Here is a 16,166-nt window from a genome sequence, read left to right on the forward strand (position 1 = left end):
TCCTCGGTTCAGCAGTTCAGCCTACCGGCGGGCGCGCGGGAGCCCGGCCGGGGCGGTGGGCGCGCACGGGGGTGCGCAACTCAGGAAGGTCGGGTCTCCGCAGGAGCCGGCGGCGCGGAAGGTCGCCGTCGGAGGGAGCGACGTTCCTGAGCTGCGCATGGTCTCGGCGCGACCGATACCGAATGCAGTCCCCGGATCGCTGCGAGGGGCGGGTCAGCGGGCTGCAGGCGAGCGTCACGTCGGATCGACTGCAATCGGTTCGAGGGCAGCGCGGGCGACGCGGGCGACACAGGCGGCGGGCGGATGCTCGCGCGGGGTCGCGCGTCAGGCGAGGTGCAGCAGGTGCGTGTCGATGAGGCGGGTCGAGCCGACGCGCGCGGCGACGAGGGCGCGTGCGGCTCCGGTGTGGCCGGGCTCGGCGGGCTGGAAGGTTTCCGGGTCGACGACGGCGACGTAGTCGAGCTCGAGCAGCGGCTCGGCGTCGAGCACCGCGAGCGCGGCCTCGAGCGCGGTCGGCAGCCCGGCACCGGCGATCGCTGCGGCGCGTGCGGCTGCGAGGGCGCTCGGCAGCGCGAGCGCCGCCGTCCGCTGCTCGGGCGACAGGTACGCGTTGCGACTCGAGAGCGCGAGACCATCCGAAGCACGCACGGTCTCGACGACGTCGATGCGCGTCGGCACGTCGAGGTCGCGCACCATGCGCTGCACGAGGAAGACCTGCTGCGCATCCTTCTCGCCGAAGACGGCGACGTCGGGGGCGGCGATGAGCAGGAGCTTCGCGACGACCGTGAGCATGCCGTCGAAGTGGCCGGGTCGTGAGGCTCCGTCGAGGATCTCACCGACCGCTCCGGCCGAGACGCGCGTGCCGATGGGTCCGCGCGGGTACATCTCGGCGACGGTCGGCGCGAAGACGACGGCGACCCCGCGGTCGGTGAGCGCGGCGAGGTCGGCCGTCAGATCGCGCGGGTAGCGGTCGTAGTCCTCCGAGGGCCCGAACTGCAGCGGGTTCACGAAGATCGACACGACGACCGCATCGGCGAGCGCCGCCGCGCGGTCGACGAGCGCGAGGTGCCCCTCGTGGAGCGACCCCATGGTCGGCACGAGCGCGACGGTGCGGCCCGCGGCGCGCTCGGCGTCCAGCCGGGCGCGCAGGCCGTCGATCGTGGTGTCGACGGGCGGCGGCGTGCGGCTCATGCGGCTCCGGGGTCGAGGGGGTCGGGGCGGTCGGGGCGGTCGGGGCGGTCGTCGGTGCGGCCGCGCGGGCGGTCGTCGCGCGGATCGGCTTCGGCGGGAGCATCCGCCCCCGCATCGGCGAGCGCCGCGAGGTCGATGCTATCGACGGTCGCGGACCGCAGCGCGTTCTCGACCGCGGAGCGCACGACTGCTCCGAGCACGCGGCCCGGCTCGTCGACGCCGATGTCGCGGAGGGCGCCCATCGCCTGCGACACGATCGCGGTCGAGAAATCGGAGGCCGACTGGATGGCGTCGGCGTAGGCGGCGCGGTGCTCCTCCGAGACGATGATCGGCTCGGCGCCCATCTCGACGACGAGGGCCTGCGCGATCGGCAGCACGGGGCTCGGCGCGGTCACCGCGCACCAGGCCTCGCGCAGGCGCACGAGATCGATCGACGTGCCGGTGAAGGCGAGGGCCGGATGCACGGCCAGAGGGATGATGCCCGCGGGCCGCGCGGGGTCGAGCACCCGCACGCCGTGCGCCGCCGAGGTGTGCATGACGAGCTGGCCCGGCTGCCACACGCCGAGGGCCGCGAGCCCCGAGACGAGTCCGGGCAGCTGGTCGTCGGGCACGGCGAGGATGACGAGCTCGCTGCGCTCGACGATCGCCGACACTTCGAGGTGAGGGACTCCGGGGAGGATGCTCGCGGCGCGCTCGCGCTCGTCGTCGGTGCTCGCCGAGATGCCCGTGATCGCGTGGCCGGCGCCGGCGAGGGCGGCGCCGAGGACGGGGCCGACGCGGCCCGCGCCGATGATGCCGACGCCGAGGCGTCCGTCGCGGGGGGTCACGCGTCGCCCCCGTCGACCGTGAGCGGGGCCGCAGTGCTCGCCCGCCAGCGGTGCGTCGTGTCGACGGTCGCCGTGCGGATGGCGGCCTCGGCGACCGCCGCGAACAAGCCGAGCGCCGCTTTTCGGTCGATCGCCCCGAGCGCCGGCGTGATCGGCCCGGACACCGTGTGCACGTGCACCGCCGCCAGTCGCAGCGGCCGCAGCACGGGGCCCTGCCGCACGCTCACGCTCTGCATGCGCGGGAAGGGCACGATCGTGAGCGAGCGCCAGATCGCTCCCGTCCGCAGCAGCACCCCCGACTCCGTCATCGCGAAGCCGTTGCGCGGCTGCGAGAACCAGCGCAGCGCCCGCGCGCGACGGGGCGAGTTCGTGAAGCCGTCCTCGCCGCCCGGCGAGAGCATGCCCCGCTCGAGCAGCGGCATCGCCTCGTCGGTCGCGACGTCGGGGAGCAGCAGTCGCAGCACCGTGCGCACGTCGTCGAGGTTGCCGACCGGGAGGATCGTCGTCTGCTGCTGGCCCGCGGCCCCCTGCTGCGATGAGCGGGATGCGCGGTTCACCGCGATCTGCCACCACCCGAGCGGACGCCACAGCAGCGGCTGGTTGACGCGCACCGAGTGGATGCGGCCCGGGGGCAGCGTCTCGTTCGAGGTCGACAGGAGCCCGAACCCGACGCGCACGCCGTCGGGCGTCGAGGCGATCGAGTAGCGCAGCGAGCGCGTGATGCGCGAGACGAGGAAGCCGCCGACGCCGAGGAGGGCCGGCAGGAAGCCGATGAGCAGCAGCGCGTCGCCCGTGATGCCGACCGCGATCGCGAGGCCGACCCCCGCGATCAGGAGGAACAGCATGGCGTCGCTCAGGACGGTCGAGCCGATGAGCCGCCCCGGGTTCATGCGCAGCACGGCCTCCGGTGGCGCGAGCGCCGGGTCGAGCTCGGGAGCGAGGAACTCGCGCGCGCGGTCCTCCAGCAGGGCGCCGACGCCACCGGGTCCCTGCCCGGCGCCGACGCCGACGCCGGGGCCGGGGCCGGGATGCTCGGGCCCTGCCTCGGCGTCGCCCGCGATCGCGGACCGGCGCGCGCCGGACGCGAGGAGCAGGATCTCGCGGCGGAGGGCATCCGCGTCACGGGACGTCAGGTACGACAGCGGCACGTTCGCGTCGTTGCCGGCGACGGAGATCTCGAGCTTCGCGGCTCCGAAGAGGCGCGGGATGAACGGGCGCGCGATGTTGATGCCCTGGATGCGGTCGAGGCGGCCCTTGCGGGTGGTGCGGAAGAGGATGCCCGACCGCACCTCGACGACCTCGTCGGTGATGCGGAAGGTGTGCATGCGCCACGAGAGCCAGAAGCCGCCGACGGCGAGCAGCAGCACGAGCAGGGCGACGCCGAGCGCGGCGAGCACGAGGTTTTCGCGCAGGATGAAGTCGAGCGGGTCGCCCGAGAACTCGCCGTCCGCGCCCGGCCCGTAGCCGGGGACTCCGACGAACAGCTCGATGAGCCGCTCGCGCAGGTTGCCGAACACGATTCCCGCGAGGATCAGCACCGTGATCCCGCCGCGGAAGAGCGGCGTCGCGCGGTGCAGGCGGTGCCACTCGCCGTCGGCGAAGTCGGTCACAGGCCCGCCCGGCGGGTCTCGGCCACTGCGACGAGGTGGTCGCGCAGGCGCTCGGCGTCCTCCGCCGGGAGCCCCGAGATGACGATGCCCGACGACGCGGCGGCCGTCACGAAGCGCAGCTCGGAGAGGCCCGCCGCTCGCGCGATCGGCCCTCGGGTGATGTCGACGAGCTGCATCCGCCCGTACGGCACGGCCGTCACGCGCTGCGACAGGATGCCTCGTCGGAACAGCAGGTCGTCCTCGCGGAGCGCGTAGCCGATCGCGCGAACCCGACGCGGGGTGAGCGCGATCACGAGGAGGAAGCACGCGCCGAGCGCGATGCCCAGCAGCGAGGCGGGCGCCCAGTCGCTCACCCAGAAGGGGATGAACCCGGCGGTCGTCATGATGGCGCCGAAGATCAGGTAGCCGACGATCTCGACGACGATGTACTTCGGCGAGACGCGCTGCCAGTCGGTGCCGTCGAGCTCGAGCGCGGCGGGCGGCGCCTGCGGCATCGGGGTCGCGGCGGTCGCCTGCGGCTGGTCGGTCACGAGTGCGTCTCCCCCGGTGGTCGTCGGCCGGCTCACGGCGATGCCGCGGCGGCCTCCTCCGACTCGTCGTCCTCGGGCGGGAGGCTGCAGAAGTGCTCCGCTACGAGAGCGGCGATCAGGAGGATCACCGCCGCGACGAGCGTGCCCGTCGCGGTCAGCGTCGAGCCTATCGGCACGACCGCGCGCGACAGTAGATAGGTGAGGATGCCTGCGGCGCCTCCCGCGAGCAGGGCCGCGGCGAGCGCGCTGGCCTTCGCGAGCACGACCACGCGGGTGGCGTAGAACGGGTCGATGCGCTTCTCGCCCTTCGCGGCGCGGCGCACCGGCCAGGCGAGGGCGATCAGCAGCGCGGCGATGAGCACGAGCCCGACGGCGAGCGAGGGCGGCGGAACGAGCACGGGCTGTCCGCGCATCGCGAGCGAGAGGTCGATGACGAACGCGAGAGCGAACCCGACGAGCGCGAGCACCGCGAGCGGGAGGGGGCGCGAGCGGCTCATCCCCGACCTCCGGCCTCGCCCCGCGATCGCAGGCCCGCCAGCAGGTCGGCGACGCGTCCGTGACCGGCGAGCTCGGCATCCGGCTGCACCTCGAGCCATGGGGCGAGCACGAAGTCGCGCTCGTGGGCGCGGGGGTGCGGCACCTGCAGCTGCTGGGAGTCGATCTCGAGCGCCCCGAACGCGATGAGGTCGAGGTCGAGCGTGCGGTCTCCCCAGCGCTCGACGCGCTCGCGGCCGTGCAGGTTCTCGATCGCGCGCAACCCGTCGAGCAGCTGGAACGGATCGAGCCGCGTGTCGAGCAGCGCAACGCCGTTGAGGTACTCCGGCTTATCGGGGTCGGGCCCGTCGACCGTGAGCGCGACGGTGCCGTGCCACGACGACACGGCGCGGATGCTCGACTCGGGCAGCGCGCCGAGCGCACCCACGGCGCTCACCAGTGTGGCCTCGCGGTCGCCGAGGTTCGAGCCCAGGGCGATGACGGCGAGGGCGGTCATGCGCGGCTCCGCTCGATCGCGACGGCGACGTCGGCGAACGGCACCGGGATCGGCGCCTCGGGCTTGTGCACCGTCACCTCGACGCGCTCGACCGCGCGGTGCGCGAGCACGACGGCGGCGACGCGCTCGGCGACGGTCTCGATGAGGTCGACGGGGTCGCGCTCGACGGCCTCGACAATCTCGACGGCGAGCTCGCCGTAGTGCACGGTGTCGGCGACGTCGTCGCTGCCGGCGGCGCGCGCGAGGTCGAGGTGGGCGACGACGTCGATGACGAAGGGCTGGCCGTCGCGTCGCTCGTGCTCGTAGACGCCGTGGTGGGCCTGCGCGCGCAGGCCGGTGAGGATGATGCGGTCGCTCATGCTGCGGCCCCTCCCGTGACCGGGGCGGGCACGCCGCGCCACGCCGCCCACACGGCGAGCGCTCGGCTCGTCGCGGCGGCGTTGTGCACGCGCACGGCCCGCACGCCGGCGTCGGCGCACAGGGCGCTCACGACGGCGGTCGGCAGGTCGCGCTCGTCGACGCTCGCGCCCTCGGGCAGCAGCGCGCCCAGGAACCGCTTGCGCGACGCCCCGACGAGCAGCGGGAATCCGAGCTCGGCGAGCGCCGGCAGCCCGTGCAGCAGCGTCCAGTTGTCGGCACCACGCTTCGCGAATCCGAGCCCCGGGTCGAGCCAGAGCCGCTCGGGCGCGATCCCCGCCGCAATCGCGGCGTCGGCGCGCGATCGCAGCTCGTCGCGCACCTCGGTGACGATGTCGGCGTAGTCGCTCACGGCATCCCATCGATCGCTGCGGCCGCGCCAGTGCATCGCGACGTAGTCGACCTCGAGCGCGGCTATCGTCGACAGCATGGCGGGGTCTTCGAGGCCACCGCTCACGTCGTTGACGATCGACGCCCCGGCCTCGACGGCCGCGCGCGCGGTCGACGCGTTGAGGGTGTCGATCGAGACGCGGATGCCCGCCGCGGCGAGCGCGCGCACGACCGGCACCACGCGGGCGGTCTCCTCGATCGCGGACACGGGCTCGGCCCCGGGCCGGGTCGACTCGCCCCCGACGTCGATGACGTCGGCGCCGTCGTCGACGAGCCGGCGGGCCTGCGCGACCGCGGCCTCGGGCTCGAGGTAGCGGCCGCCGTCGCTGAACGAGTCGGGCGTGACGTTGAGCACGCCCCACACCTCGGGCCGCACGGGCCCGGGTGCGGTGCTCACGCGCCGCTCCGGCCGATGAGCGCCATGACCTCGGCTCGCTGCACGGGGTCGGCGAGGCTTCCGCGCGAGGCGACGGTCACGGTGGTCGACTCGGCGTAGCGCACGCCGCGCGCGGCGACGCAGCCGTGCCGCGCCTCGATGACGACGAGCACGCCGGCGGGGGCGATCGCGCGGTCGAGCGCGTCGGCGACGTCCTCGCCGAGGCGCTCCTGCAGCTGGGGGCGGGCCGACACGATCTCGACCAGGCGCGGGATTCGCCCGAGCCCGATGATGCGCTCGGCCGGCACGTACGCGACGTGCGCGACGCCCGTGAACGGCAGCAGGTGGTGCTCGCACATCGAGCGCAGGGCGATGTCGCGCAGCAGCACGAGCTCGCCGCGCTCGCCGGGCTCGGTCGCCATCTCCGCGCCGTCCTGCAGCTCGGGAACGGGGTCGACGCCGACGCCTGCGAAGAAGTCTCCGTACGCCTTCGCGATGCGCTGCGGCGTCGTCGCGAGGCCGGACCGCTCGACGTCCTCGCCGATGGCGGCGAGGATCTCGGCGACCGCCGCCTCGATGCGGGGGATGTCGATGGGCGCCATGCGCGTCAGCTCGCCTGGTCGGTTCCCGGGTCGGCCTCGCTGCGCGCGACGCTCGCGGGCGCGGCGTGCTCGCTCGCGACGCCGCCGTCGGTCACGGAGCTGTCGATCGGCGCCTTCGCCGGCATCGGCACGGGCGGCAGGTCGGGCAGCGGTCGGTCGTCGCTCGAGAGCCACTGCGGGCGCTCGGGCAGCTTCTTGACGTCCGCGAAGATCTCGGCGAGCTGCAGGTGGTCGAGGGTCTCCTTCTCGAGCAGCTCGGTCGCGAGCCGGTCGAGCACGTCGCGGTTGTCGTTGATGACGTTCCACGCCTCGGTGTGCGCCTGGTCGATGAGCGCGCGCACCTCGGCGTCGACGCGCTCGGCGACGCGCTCGGAGTAGTCGCGCTGATGGCCCATGTCGCGGCCGAGGAAGACCTCGCCGCTCGACTGGCCGAGCTTGATCGAGCCGACCTCGGCGCTCATGCCGTACTCGGTCACCATCTTCCGGGCGATGCTCGTCGCCTTCTCGATGTCGTTGCTCGCGCCCGTGGTCGGGTCGTGGAAGACGATCTCCTCCGCGACGCGGCCGCCCATCGCGTAGGCGAGCTGGTCGAGCAGCTCGTTGCGCGTGACCGAGTACTTGTCGTCGAGCGGCAGCACCATCGTGTAGCCGAGGGCCCGGCCGCGCGGGAGGATCGTGACCTTCGTCACCGGGTCGGTGTGGCGCATCGCGGCCGCCGCGAGCGCGTGGCCCCCCTCGTGGTAGGCGGTGATGAGCTTCTCGTGGTCGCGCATGACGCGGCTGCGGCGCTGGGGGCCGGCCATGACGCGGTCGACGGCCTCGTCGAGATTGCGGTTGGTGATGATCTCGCCGTTCGTGCGCGCGGTGAGGAGGGCCGCCTCGTTGAGCACGTTCGCGAGGTCGGCGCCCGTGAAGCCGGGCGTCTTGCGCGCGAGCACCTCGAGGTCGACGTCGTCGGCCATGGGCTTGCCCTTGGCGTGCACGCCGAGGATCTTCGCCCGGCCCTTCATGTCGGGCGCGTCGACCTGGATCTGCCGGTCGAAGCGGCCCGGGCGCAGCAGGGCGGGGTCGAGGATGTCGGGGCGGTTGGTCGCCGCGATCATGATGACGTTCGTCTGGGGGTCGAAGCCGTCCATCTCGACGAGCATCTGATTGAGCGTCTGCTCGCGCTCGTCGTGCCCGCCACCCATGCCGGCGCCGCGGTGGCGACCGACGGCGTCGATCTCGTCGACGAAGATGATGGCCGGAGCGTTCTCCTTGGCCTCCTTGAAGAGGTCGCGCACGCGGCTCGCGCCGACGCCGACGAACATCTCCACGAAGTCCGAGCCGGAGATCGAGTAGAACGGCACGCCCGCCTCGCCCGCGACGGCGCGCGCGAGGAGCGTCTTGCCGGTACCGGGAGGGCCGTAGAGCAGCACACCCTTGGGGATGCGCGCGCCGACGGCCTGGAAGCGCGTCGGGTCCTTCAGGAAGTCCTTGATCTCGTGGAGCTCCTCGATCGCCTCCTCGGCGCCCGCGACGTCCTCGAAGGTGACCTGCGGGCTCTCCTTGCTCACGAGCTTCGCGCGCGACTTGCCGAACTGCATGATGCGGCTGCCCCCGCCCTGCAGGTTCGACAGCAGGAACCAGAAGATGACGCCGATGATGAGGAAGGGAATGAGCAGGCCGAGCAGGCTCACGAACCAGTTGGTCTGCGGCACCTGGTCGTCGAACTCGTCGAGGTTCGCGTCGTCGATCGCAGCGACGATCGCCTCGCCGCGCGGGGTGACGTACTGGAACTGCACGCGGTCGCCGTTGTCGCCGTCGGGCTCGCTGAGCTCGAGGTCGACGCGCTGCTCGCCGTCGATGATCGTGGCCTTCTCGACCGTCCCGCCCTCGAGGAGGGCGAGGCCCTCCTGCGTCGTGATCGTGCGGAATCCGCCGCCGCTCAGCAGGCCGAAGCCGATCCAGAGCGCGATGGCACCCGCGAGGATGTAGAGGAAGGGGCCTTTGACGATGCGCTTGGCATCGAACTTCTTGCGGGCCATGAGGCGAGCCGCACCTTTCTGCGAGCGTTCGTCCGGAACTCGGGATGCGAGGGGAACGGTTAACGGTATCGGGCGCCTCTTGGGCGATGCTGATCTGTTCGCGGTCGGCGCAGACCCCTTACGCCTTCCAGGAGGTCCGTGCTCGGGTGGAGCCCATGACCGAGATCACCGTCCCGAACCCCGACCGCTTCCGAGACCTCCGCGTCGTCGTGGTCAACACGACACTCAAGCGGAGCCCCGAGCTCAGCAACACGCAGGGCCTGCTCGACCGCTCGATCGCGCTGCTGCGCACCAATGGCGCGACCGTCGACACCTTCCGGCTCGTCGACCACGACGTCGCGCCGGGTGTTCAGCCCGACATGCGAGAGCAGGGATGGCCGACCGATGCGTGGCCGACGCTGTGGCCGCGCATCGCCGAGGCGGACATCCTCATCATCGGCAGCCCCATCTGGCTGGGCGAGCAGTCGAGCGTGACCCGCCGCCTCGTCGAGCGCCTCTACGCGCACTCGAGCGAGACCGGGGAGGACGGACTGAGCGTGTTCCACGGCAAGGTCGGCGGCGTGATCGTCACGGGCAACGAGGACGGCGTGAAGAACGTCGGCGCCTCGCTGCTGTACGCGCTGCAGCACATCGGCTTCACGATCCCCCCGGGGGCGGACGCCGGCTGGATCGGCCCGGTCGGCCCCGGCCCGAGCTATCTCGACGACGACTCGGGCGGGCCCGAGAGCGACTTCACGAACCGGAACACGACGTTCGCGACCTACAACCTGCTGCATGTCGCGCGACTGCTGAAGGATGCGGGCGGCTTCCCGGTCGGCGGCAACCGGCCGGGCGCGTGGGAGGACGGCGAGCGCTTCGGCTTCGACGCGGCGCCGCCCGCGACGCAGCCCGAGGCCGAGCCGCAGCAGACGGCCAACCCCGAGCACGACTAGCGCGTGGGTCCCCGCCGGGCAGGTGCGTCACTCAGGAATGGTGACGGCTTCGGCGCTTTCTCCCCTCGTGTTTCAGGGGGTCAGCACGTGCGAGTTGTCGGAGATTCCTGAGTTGCGCACCAGCCATGCCGCGGCGGACCGCACGGCTGGGCGGCCGTCGAGCCTCACGAGATAGGCGATCGTCACGAACGCGGACCCGTCGCCGTTCGGTTGACGTGCCCGATGCCGTGGGCCGCCATAGGCCCCGAGCATCTCTGCGCTTGCGATCCCGACACCGAGCTCCTCCGCGACCTCGCGCGCGACCGCGGCGAGGGGCGACTCATCAGGGTCGATCGCTCCGCCGATGGTGCTCCACCGGCCGGTATCGGCGTGAAGGCCCAGGAGCACGCGACCATCACCATCGACCGCGATCGCAGATACTGCGGGAAGAAGCATCATCCGGTGACCGATGAGGTCGCGCATCCCCGCGACGTACTCGCTCATCGGCATTGAGCCGCGGCCCTACTCGTAGACGTGCGGCGCGAGCACGCCGATGGCGCGCAGGTTGCGGTAACGCTCGGCGAAATCGAGGCCGTAGCCGACGACGAACGCGGGCGGGATGTCGAAGCCGACGTACTCGACGTCGACCTCGACCTTGATCGACTCGGGCTTGCGCAGCAGGGCGAGGATCTTCACGCTCTTCGCGCCGCGCGACTGCAGGTTCTGCAGCAGCCACGAGAGCGTGAGCCCAGAGTCGATGATGTCCTCGACGATGAGCACGTCGCGGCCGGCGATGTCGGTGTCGAGATCCTTGAGGATGCGGACGACGCCGCTCGACTCGGTGCCGGCGCCGTAGCTCGAGACGGCCATCCAGTCCATGTCGATGTGGATCTGCAGCTCGCGCGCGAAGTCGGCCATGACCATGACCGCGCCCTTGAGCACTCCCACGAGGAGCGGCGTCGTGTCGGCGTAGTCGGCCTCGACCCGGCGCGCGAGCTCGGCGAGCTTGGCGTGGATCTCCTCCTCGGTGATGAGCACCTCGGTCAGATCGGCGCGGATGTCCTCGACGTCCATCGGTCTCCCAGTCGCATGTCAGCTGTCGGCGGGCGAAGGCGCGGGCTCGGGCGCCGCCGTGAAGACGATGCGGCCCGCGGTGCGTTCCACCCTAATGCCGGGCAGGTGCACCGCTTTCTGCCCGTGCCAGTCGGTGACGAGGCGCGCGACCTCGAGCGTCTGCGCCCGGCTGAGGGCGGCCCCGAACTCGACGCGCGCGACGAGCCGGATCAGCCGGTTCCGCAGCGCGGCCGGGTTCGCGGCGAGCCAGTCGACGGGGAGCGAGCAGCCCGCCTCCTCGAGCTCGACGAGCTCCTCGGCGACCTCGTCGACCATCCGGTCGAGCGCCTCGGAGTCCTCCCGCGCGATCTCCGCGGTGCGGGCGAGCGCCTCCGTCGCGCCCGCATCGAGCTCCGATTCGAGCATCGGCAGGATGCTGCGCCGCACCCGCACGCGCGCGAACCGGTCGTCGCCGTTGTGGGGGTCGTGCCACGGCGCGAGGCCCGCGTCGACGCACGCCTGCGCGAGCACGGCCCGGCGCAGCCCGAGCAGCGGCCGCCGGTAGAGGCCCGCCTGCGCGGCCATGCCCGCGACGCTCGCCGTGCCGCTGCCGCGCGCGAGTCCGAGCAGCACGGTCTCGGCCTGATCGTCCATCGTGTGCCCGAGCAGCACGGCCGCAGCGCCGAGCTCGGCCGCCGCGGCGTCCAGCGCGCCGTACCGGGCCGCGCGCGCCGCCGCCTCGGGGCCGCCCGCGGCCCCCACGTCGACGCGTCGCACGAGCACCGGATCGAGCCCCAGATCGCGAGCGGACTCCGCCGCCCGCTCGGCCACCTCCGCCGAGCCCGGCTGCAGACCGTGGTCGACGATCACCGCGCCGGCGCGCAGGCCGGCCCGCGGCGCCTCGAACGCGACGGCCGCGGCGAGCGCGAGCGAGTCGGGGCCTCCACTGAGGGCGACGAGCAGCAGGTCGCCCGCCGCCAGGTCGGCGACGTGCTCGCGCACGGCGCGGCGCGCGTCGGCGATCGCGGGCGTGAGGCGCGGGCGCCGGGGGCTGTCTGCGGGCCGCTCGGGGGGCATCCACTAAGATTAGAGCCGCCTCCGGCGCGTCCGGGGCCGTCAATCTTCCCCTCCCGTCTGGAGCGTTCATGAGTGCCTACGCCGCCGTCATCGAGATCCCCAAGGGCAGCCGCAACAAGTACGAGGTCGACCACGAGACCGGTCGCGTGTTCCTCGACCGCGTGCTGTACACGACGTTCGTCTACCCCACCGACTACGGCTACTTCGAGAACACGCTCGGCCTCGACGGCGACCCGGTCGACGTGCTCGTGCTGCTCGACTACCCGCTCTTCCCGGGCGTCGGCGTCTCGGTGCGCCCCGTCGGCGTGTTCAACATGACCGACGACGGCGGCAGCGACGCGAAGGTCATCGCCGTGCCGGCGAAGGACCCGCGCTGGGCGCACATCCAGGACGTGACCGACATCCCCGAGTTCACGCGCAAGGAGATCGAGCACTTCTTCGAGCACTACAAGGATCTCGAGCCCGGCAAGTGGGTCACGACCGAGGGCTGGGGCGACGCCGCCGAGGCCGAGGCGATCGTGCAGGCGGGCCTCGCGGCCTACGTGCCCGGCGCGCACTAGCGCGCGTCGCCCTCGCACTCAGCGCAGTCGCTCGCCCATCTCCCTCGCGGCGGCGCGGATGCGCGCGCCCGCCTGCGCCATGAGCTCCGCGAGCGGGTCGCCTCCCTCGTCGAGGGCGACCGCATCGGCGATGCCGGCGCTGTCGCGCTCCTCCGCCGTGATCCGCACCGACCCGGCCACGACGACGAGCGGCACTCGCGCGGCCCGCGCCCGCTCGGCGAGGTGCCCGACGACCTTGCCTCGCAGCGAGGAGGCATCGAGCGCGCCCTCGCCCGTCACGATGACGTCGGCCCGAGCGAGCGCCTCCTCGAGCCCGAGAGCGTCGGCGACGAGCCGCGCGCCGGGCACGAGCTCGGTACCCAGAACCGCGTGCAGGGATGCCGGAATGCCTCCCGCGGCGCCGCCGCCGGGCAGGCGGGCGGCCTGCACTCCCGTCGCACCGTCGAGCGCCGCGGCGAGCCGCGCGAGCCCTCGGTCGAGGATTCGGACCTGCTCGGAGTCGGCTCCCTTCTGCGGCCCGAAGACCGCGGCCGCCCCCGCCGGCCCCGTGAGCGGGGTGTCGACGTCGCACGCCACGCGCCACGGCACGGCTCTCGCGGCCGGGTGAAGCGCGTCGAGCTCGACGCGCGCGAGGTCGACGAGGGCGCCGCCGCCGGGAGGGAGCTCCGCGCCGTGCGCGTCGAGGAACCGCGCCCCGAGCGCGCGCAGCAGCCCCGCCCCGCCGTCGGTCGTCGCCGAGCCGCCGACGGTGAGCAGCACGCGCGCCGCCCTCGCGTCGAGCGCCGCGCGCAGCAGGAGCCCGACCCCGGCGCTGTCCGCCTCGAGCGGGCGCAGCGCCACGTCGGTCACGAGCGGGAGGCCGTTGGCCTCGGCCGCCTCCACCACGGCGGTGCCGTCGGGCAGCAGGGCCCAGCGCGCGACCCTCGGGCGACCGAGCGCGTCGGTCGTCGGCGTGCGGTGCTCGGTCGCCCCGTCGAGGGCGAGCAGGGCATCCAGCGTGCCCTCGCCCCCGTCTGCCAGCGGGAGCCGCTCGATGCGCGCCCCCGCCCCGAGAGCGTCGGCGAGCCCGGCGGCGATCGCGTCGGCCGCATCGCGCGCCGAGAGGCTGCCCTTGAACGCGTCGGGCGCGACGAGCACGCGCAGGGGCTCGCGTCCGGTCACGCGGGCACGGCGGCGTCCCACCAGGCGAGCGCGCGCGTGCTGAAGAACGTCAGCCAAGGGGAGCGCTCGCCGACGGGCACGTCGATCTCGAACCAGACCCGCCCGGGGTAGCGGCGCTCCTGCAGCCACGAGCCGTCGGGCTGCCGGGCCGCACGCACCGAGTCGACGGCTTCGGCGAGCCGCGGGTCGGGCGCCGTGCCGTCGTGCAGCGACGCGGCGCGGAAGTAGTCGATCGCGCGCAGAGCCGTGTGCCGCCAGCGGAAGGGGTAGGCGATGCGCGTCACCCAGTCGCCGAGCGGCTCGCCCGTCGTCTCGCGGAAGAGGATGCGCCGCCGCAGCAGGTACCCCTCCGCGCGGTGGCGCGCGTCGCGCAGGCGGGTGTCGCCCGTGCGCGCCTCCCAGTCGAGGATGCTCGTGAGCGCGTTGATCGTCGAGTGCACCGAGGCGCGCGTCGAGCCCTCGACCCACTCGCAGTTCCAGCCGCCCTCCGCCATCTCGTGCTCGGCGAACCAGTCGGCGAGCTGACCCATGTCGACGCCGAGCCAGGCGCCGTTGGCGAGGGTCCAGCCGTTGATGCACGCGTCGACCTCGCCGCCCCAGTACGGCAGATCGTCGTACTCCCAGCGGGCGCTGGCCGCGAGCTTCTCGGCGGTGCCGGCGAGAACGGCGGGGTCGAGTCCCCAGTCGCGCAGGGTCGAGAGGCTCCACGTCGTCGCCGTCCACGGCTGGCCGGCGCCGTCCGCGGCCTCGGGGCCGTCGAAGTCGAAGTCGGCGGGGAAGTACGCGCCGCCGGCCCACTGGCCGTCCTCGCCCTGGTGCGCGAGCAGCGCAGCGCCCATGCCCTCGGTCGCGATGCGCGCCCGCGTCGCCTCCCAGACGGCGGGCGGCTCGCCGACCAGGTCGCGCTCGACCTGCCACCGGAGGCTCGGGTCGGAGTCGAGCATCCAGGTCAGCAGAGCGGCGTCGGTCGGCATGCCCGGAGCCTAGCGACGACCCCCGACGCGCGGAACGCCCCTACCCGGTGGGGCGCGCGACGTACGGCACGAGGTCGTAGGTGTAGACCGGCCACTCGCGCACGGTCTTGCCCGGCGACGGCGCCTCGATCATGCGGTTGCCCCCGATGTAGAGCGCGACGTGGTACTTCGAGCCCGTCGTCGACCCGCCCGACGCGTAGAAGATGAGGTCGCCCGGCTGACGCAGGGCGTACGGGACGAGCCGGCCCCGCTCCTCCGCGTAGCGGTACTGCATCGTCGCGCCGTGGCCGCCGATCGAGACTCCCGCCGCGGCGTACGACTGCATCGTGAGGCCCGAGCAGTCCCAGGAGTCGGGGCCGCGGCCGGCGAACGCGTAGGGCTCGCCGAGCTGCTGGCGCGCGAAGGCGATGGCCGTCGAGACGGCCGCCGCGTTCGGCGTCGCGTAGACGGGAGCGGGCCCCGCGGGCGCTGCGGGCGGCGGCGCGGGCGCCGTCGTCTCCGCCGGCGCGGGCGCGGGTGGCCGCGTCGCCGTCGGTGACGGGGCGGGCGCGGGCGACGAGGCGGTCGGGCTGGGCACCGGGGCGGGGATGCTCGGCGCGGGCGCGCTGGGCGTCGACGTTCCCGGCTGCGGGGTCGGAGCCGGCGCACCGGACGGTGCCGGCGCCGACGGCACCGGCGGCGCGGGCGCGGGCTCGGTCGGAGCTGCCGGGCTGCCCGCGGGCGGCTCGGCCGCGATCGCCTCGAGGTAGGCGCGCTCGATGTCGGCGGAGCGGCCGGTGAGCACGGAGAGCTGCTGCGCGAGCTCGTCCATGGCGGCGGACTGCTCGGCCACGCGCTGCTCGGCCACGGCGACGAGCTCGACCGCGCGATCGAAGGCCGACTGCGCGTCGACGGAGCGGGCCTCGAGCACGGCGCGGGCGGCATCCGCCTGCTCGGCGAGCGAGCTCGCGACGTTCCGGTCGTGCGTCGCGAGTGCCATGAGCGAGGCGGAGTGCTCGCCGAGCTTCGTCATCGTTCCCAGGCGGTAGAGCAGGCTGTCGGCGTCGCCGCCCACGAGCAGGCTCGTCGTGATGTCGCCGTGCCCGGCCCTCAGGAGCTGGGTGGCGAGGATCCCGGCGCGCTGCGCGGACTCGTCGGCCCGCTCACCCGCTGCGGCCTCGCGGCGCTCGAGCGACTCGACCGTGGCCGCGGCGTCGTCGAGGGCGACGATCGCGAGGGCGTAGTCCTCCGCGCTCTGCTGGGCGGCGCGGGCGGCGACCGCGTAGTCGGCCTCGAGGCGTCGCACCACGTCGGCGATGCGCTCGATCGCGGCCTCGGTCGCGGCGACGTCGCCGCGCGCATCCTGCACCTCGTCCCACGTGGGGGCGTCGGTCGGCGCGGCCTGCGAGGAGGTGACCCCGAGCCCAAGCGTCAGAACCGCCGCGAGTGCGGCGGCTCCGATGGCCAGGCGCTCGGGGCGCCGCATCAGC

Annotated in this window: 18 protein-coding genes; 2 read left to right on the forward strand and 16 right to left on the reverse strand. The window is 73.7% G+C overall.

Annotated features, from left to right (window positions below; genetic code table 11):
- Positions 1-324: 324 nt before the first annotated feature.
- From panC to ftsH, 10 genes are read right to left on the reverse strand one after another with little or no spacing between them, the layout of a single operon-like run.
- Positions 325-1,191: a pantoate--beta-alanine ligase gene (panC, locus tag ASC54_RS01845; protein WP_055896330.1), complete on the reverse strand. Its 867-nt coding sequence runs from the start codon at positions 1,189-1,191 to the stop codon at positions 325-327.
- Positions 1,188-2,018 carry a Rossmann-like and DUF2520 domain-containing protein gene (locus tag ASC54_RS01850; RefSeq protein WP_082514786.1) on the reverse strand — a complete coding sequence of 277 codons (831 nt, stop codon included), beginning with the start codon at positions 2,016-2,018 and terminating at the stop codon, positions 1,188-1,190. Before ASC54_RS01850 ends, panC begins: the two co-directional genes overlap by 4 nt.
- Positions 2,015-3,628: a PH domain-containing protein gene (locus tag ASC54_RS01855; RefSeq protein WP_055896334.1), complete on the reverse strand. Its 1,614-nt coding sequence runs from the start codon at positions 3,626-3,628 to the stop codon at positions 2,015-2,017. Before ASC54_RS01855 ends, ASC54_RS01850 begins: the two co-directional genes overlap by 4 nt.
- Positions 3,625-4,158 (reverse strand): PH domain-containing protein, encoded by a 534-nt coding sequence (locus ASC54_RS01860; protein WP_235451361.1) that lies wholly within the window; start codon positions 4,156-4,158, stop codon positions 3,625-3,627. The genes ASC54_RS01855 and ASC54_RS01860 overlap by 4 nt, the downstream gene beginning before the upstream one ends.
- A gap of 32 nt (positions 4,159-4,190) precedes the next feature.
- Positions 4,191-4,655: a DUF3180 family protein gene (locus ASC54_RS01865; RefSeq protein WP_055858001.1), complete on the reverse strand. Its 465-nt coding sequence runs from the start codon at positions 4,653-4,655 to the stop codon at positions 4,191-4,193.
- Positions 4,652-5,149 (reverse strand): 2-amino-4-hydroxy-6-hydroxymethyldihydropteridine diphosphokinase, encoded by a 498-nt coding sequence (gene folK / locus ASC54_RS01870; protein ID WP_055896337.1) that lies wholly within the window; start codon positions 5,147-5,149, stop codon positions 4,652-4,654. The genes ASC54_RS01865 and folK overlap by 4 nt, the downstream gene beginning before the upstream one ends.
- A complete protein-coding gene (gene folB / locus ASC54_RS01875; RefSeq protein ID WP_055896339.1) occupies positions 5,146-5,508 on the reverse strand; it encodes a dihydroneopterin aldolase in 363 nt (120 codons plus the stop codon). Before folB ends, folK begins: the two co-directional genes overlap by 4 nt.
- Positions 5,505-6,353 (reverse strand): dihydropteroate synthase, encoded by an 849-nt coding sequence (gene folP, locus ASC54_RS01880; protein WP_055896342.1) that lies wholly within the window; start codon positions 6,351-6,353, stop codon positions 5,505-5,507. Before folP ends, folB begins: the two co-directional genes overlap by 4 nt.
- Positions 6,350-6,934, reverse strand: coding sequence for a GTP cyclohydrolase I FolE (gene folE / locus ASC54_RS01885; protein WP_055896345.1), 585 nt, complete (start codon positions 6,932-6,934; stop codon positions 6,350-6,352). Before folE ends, folP begins: the two co-directional genes overlap by 4 nt.
- A gap of 5 nt (positions 6,935-6,939) precedes the next feature.
- Complete coding sequence (ftsH, locus tag ASC54_RS01890; protein ID WP_055857993.1) at positions 6,940-8,961, reverse strand: ATP-dependent zinc metalloprotease FtsH; 2,022 nt, start codon at positions 8,959-8,961, stop codon at positions 6,940-6,942.
- Positions 8,962-9,116: 155 nt separating this feature from the next.
- On the opposite strand from ftsH, the gene ASC54_RS01895 reads away from it, so the two are divergent.
- Positions 9,117-9,893: a flavodoxin family protein gene (locus tag ASC54_RS01895; protein WP_055896349.1), complete on the forward strand. Its 777-nt coding sequence runs from the start codon at positions 9,117-9,119 to the stop codon at positions 9,891-9,893.
- A gap of 72 nt (positions 9,894-9,965) precedes the next feature.
- Here ASC54_RS01895 and ASC54_RS01900 read toward each other — a convergent pair whose 3' ends face one another.
- The 3 genes from ASC54_RS01900 to tilS are packed head-to-tail and all read right to left on the reverse strand — an operon-like array spanning position 9,966 to position 12,002.
- Complete coding sequence (locus ASC54_RS01900) at positions 9,966-10,376, reverse strand: NUDIX domain-containing protein (protein WP_162242481.1); 411 nt, start codon at positions 10,374-10,376, stop codon at positions 9,966-9,968.
- Between the two features lie 18 nt (positions 10,377-10,394).
- Positions 10,395-10,946, reverse strand: a complete 552-nt coding sequence (gene hpt, locus ASC54_RS01905) for a hypoxanthine phosphoribosyltransferase (RefSeq protein ID WP_055857987.1) — start codon at positions 10,944-10,946, stop codon at positions 10,395-10,397.
- Between the two features lie 18 nt (positions 10,947-10,964).
- A complete protein-coding gene (gene tilS / locus ASC54_RS01910) occupies positions 10,965-12,002 on the reverse strand; it encodes a tRNA lysidine(34) synthetase TilS (protein ID WP_055896355.1) in 1,038 nt (345 codons plus the stop codon).
- A gap of 68 nt (positions 12,003-12,070) precedes the next feature.
- Here tilS and ppa point away from each other — a divergent pair, with 68 nt between their 5' ends.
- Positions 12,071-12,562, forward strand: a complete 492-nt coding sequence (gene ppa / locus ASC54_RS01915) for an inorganic diphosphatase (protein WP_055857983.1) — start codon at positions 12,071-12,073, stop codon at positions 12,560-12,562.
- Between the two features lie 18 nt (positions 12,563-12,580).
- On the opposite strand, the gene ASC54_RS01920 is transcribed toward ppa, so the two are convergent.
- Genes ASC54_RS01920 through ASC54_RS01930 form a run of 3 tightly spaced genes read right to left on the reverse strand, consistent with a single transcriptional unit; the run spans position 12,581 to position 16,162 of the window.
- Positions 12,581-13,723 (reverse strand): glycerate kinase, encoded by a 1,143-nt coding sequence (locus tag ASC54_RS01920; protein ID WP_055897874.1) that lies wholly within the window; start codon positions 13,721-13,723, stop codon positions 12,581-12,583.
- Positions 13,720-14,697, reverse strand: coding sequence for a hypothetical protein (locus ASC54_RS01925; protein WP_055857981.1), 978 nt, complete (start codon positions 14,695-14,697; stop codon positions 13,720-13,722). The genes ASC54_RS01920 and ASC54_RS01925 overlap by 4 nt, the downstream gene beginning before the upstream one ends.
- A gap of 40 nt (positions 14,698-14,737) precedes the next feature.
- Positions 14,738-16,162: an NlpC/P60 family protein gene (locus tag ASC54_RS01930; protein WP_055896358.1), complete on the reverse strand. Its 1,425-nt coding sequence runs from the start codon at positions 16,160-16,162 to the stop codon at positions 14,738-14,740.
- Positions 16,163-16,166: the final 4 nt, after the last annotated feature.

The organism is Yonghaparkia sp. Root332, from assembly GCF_001425665.1.
In the GTDB taxonomy this organism is placed as follows: domain Bacteria; phylum Actinomycetota; class Actinomycetes; order Actinomycetales; family Microbacteriaceae; genus Microcella.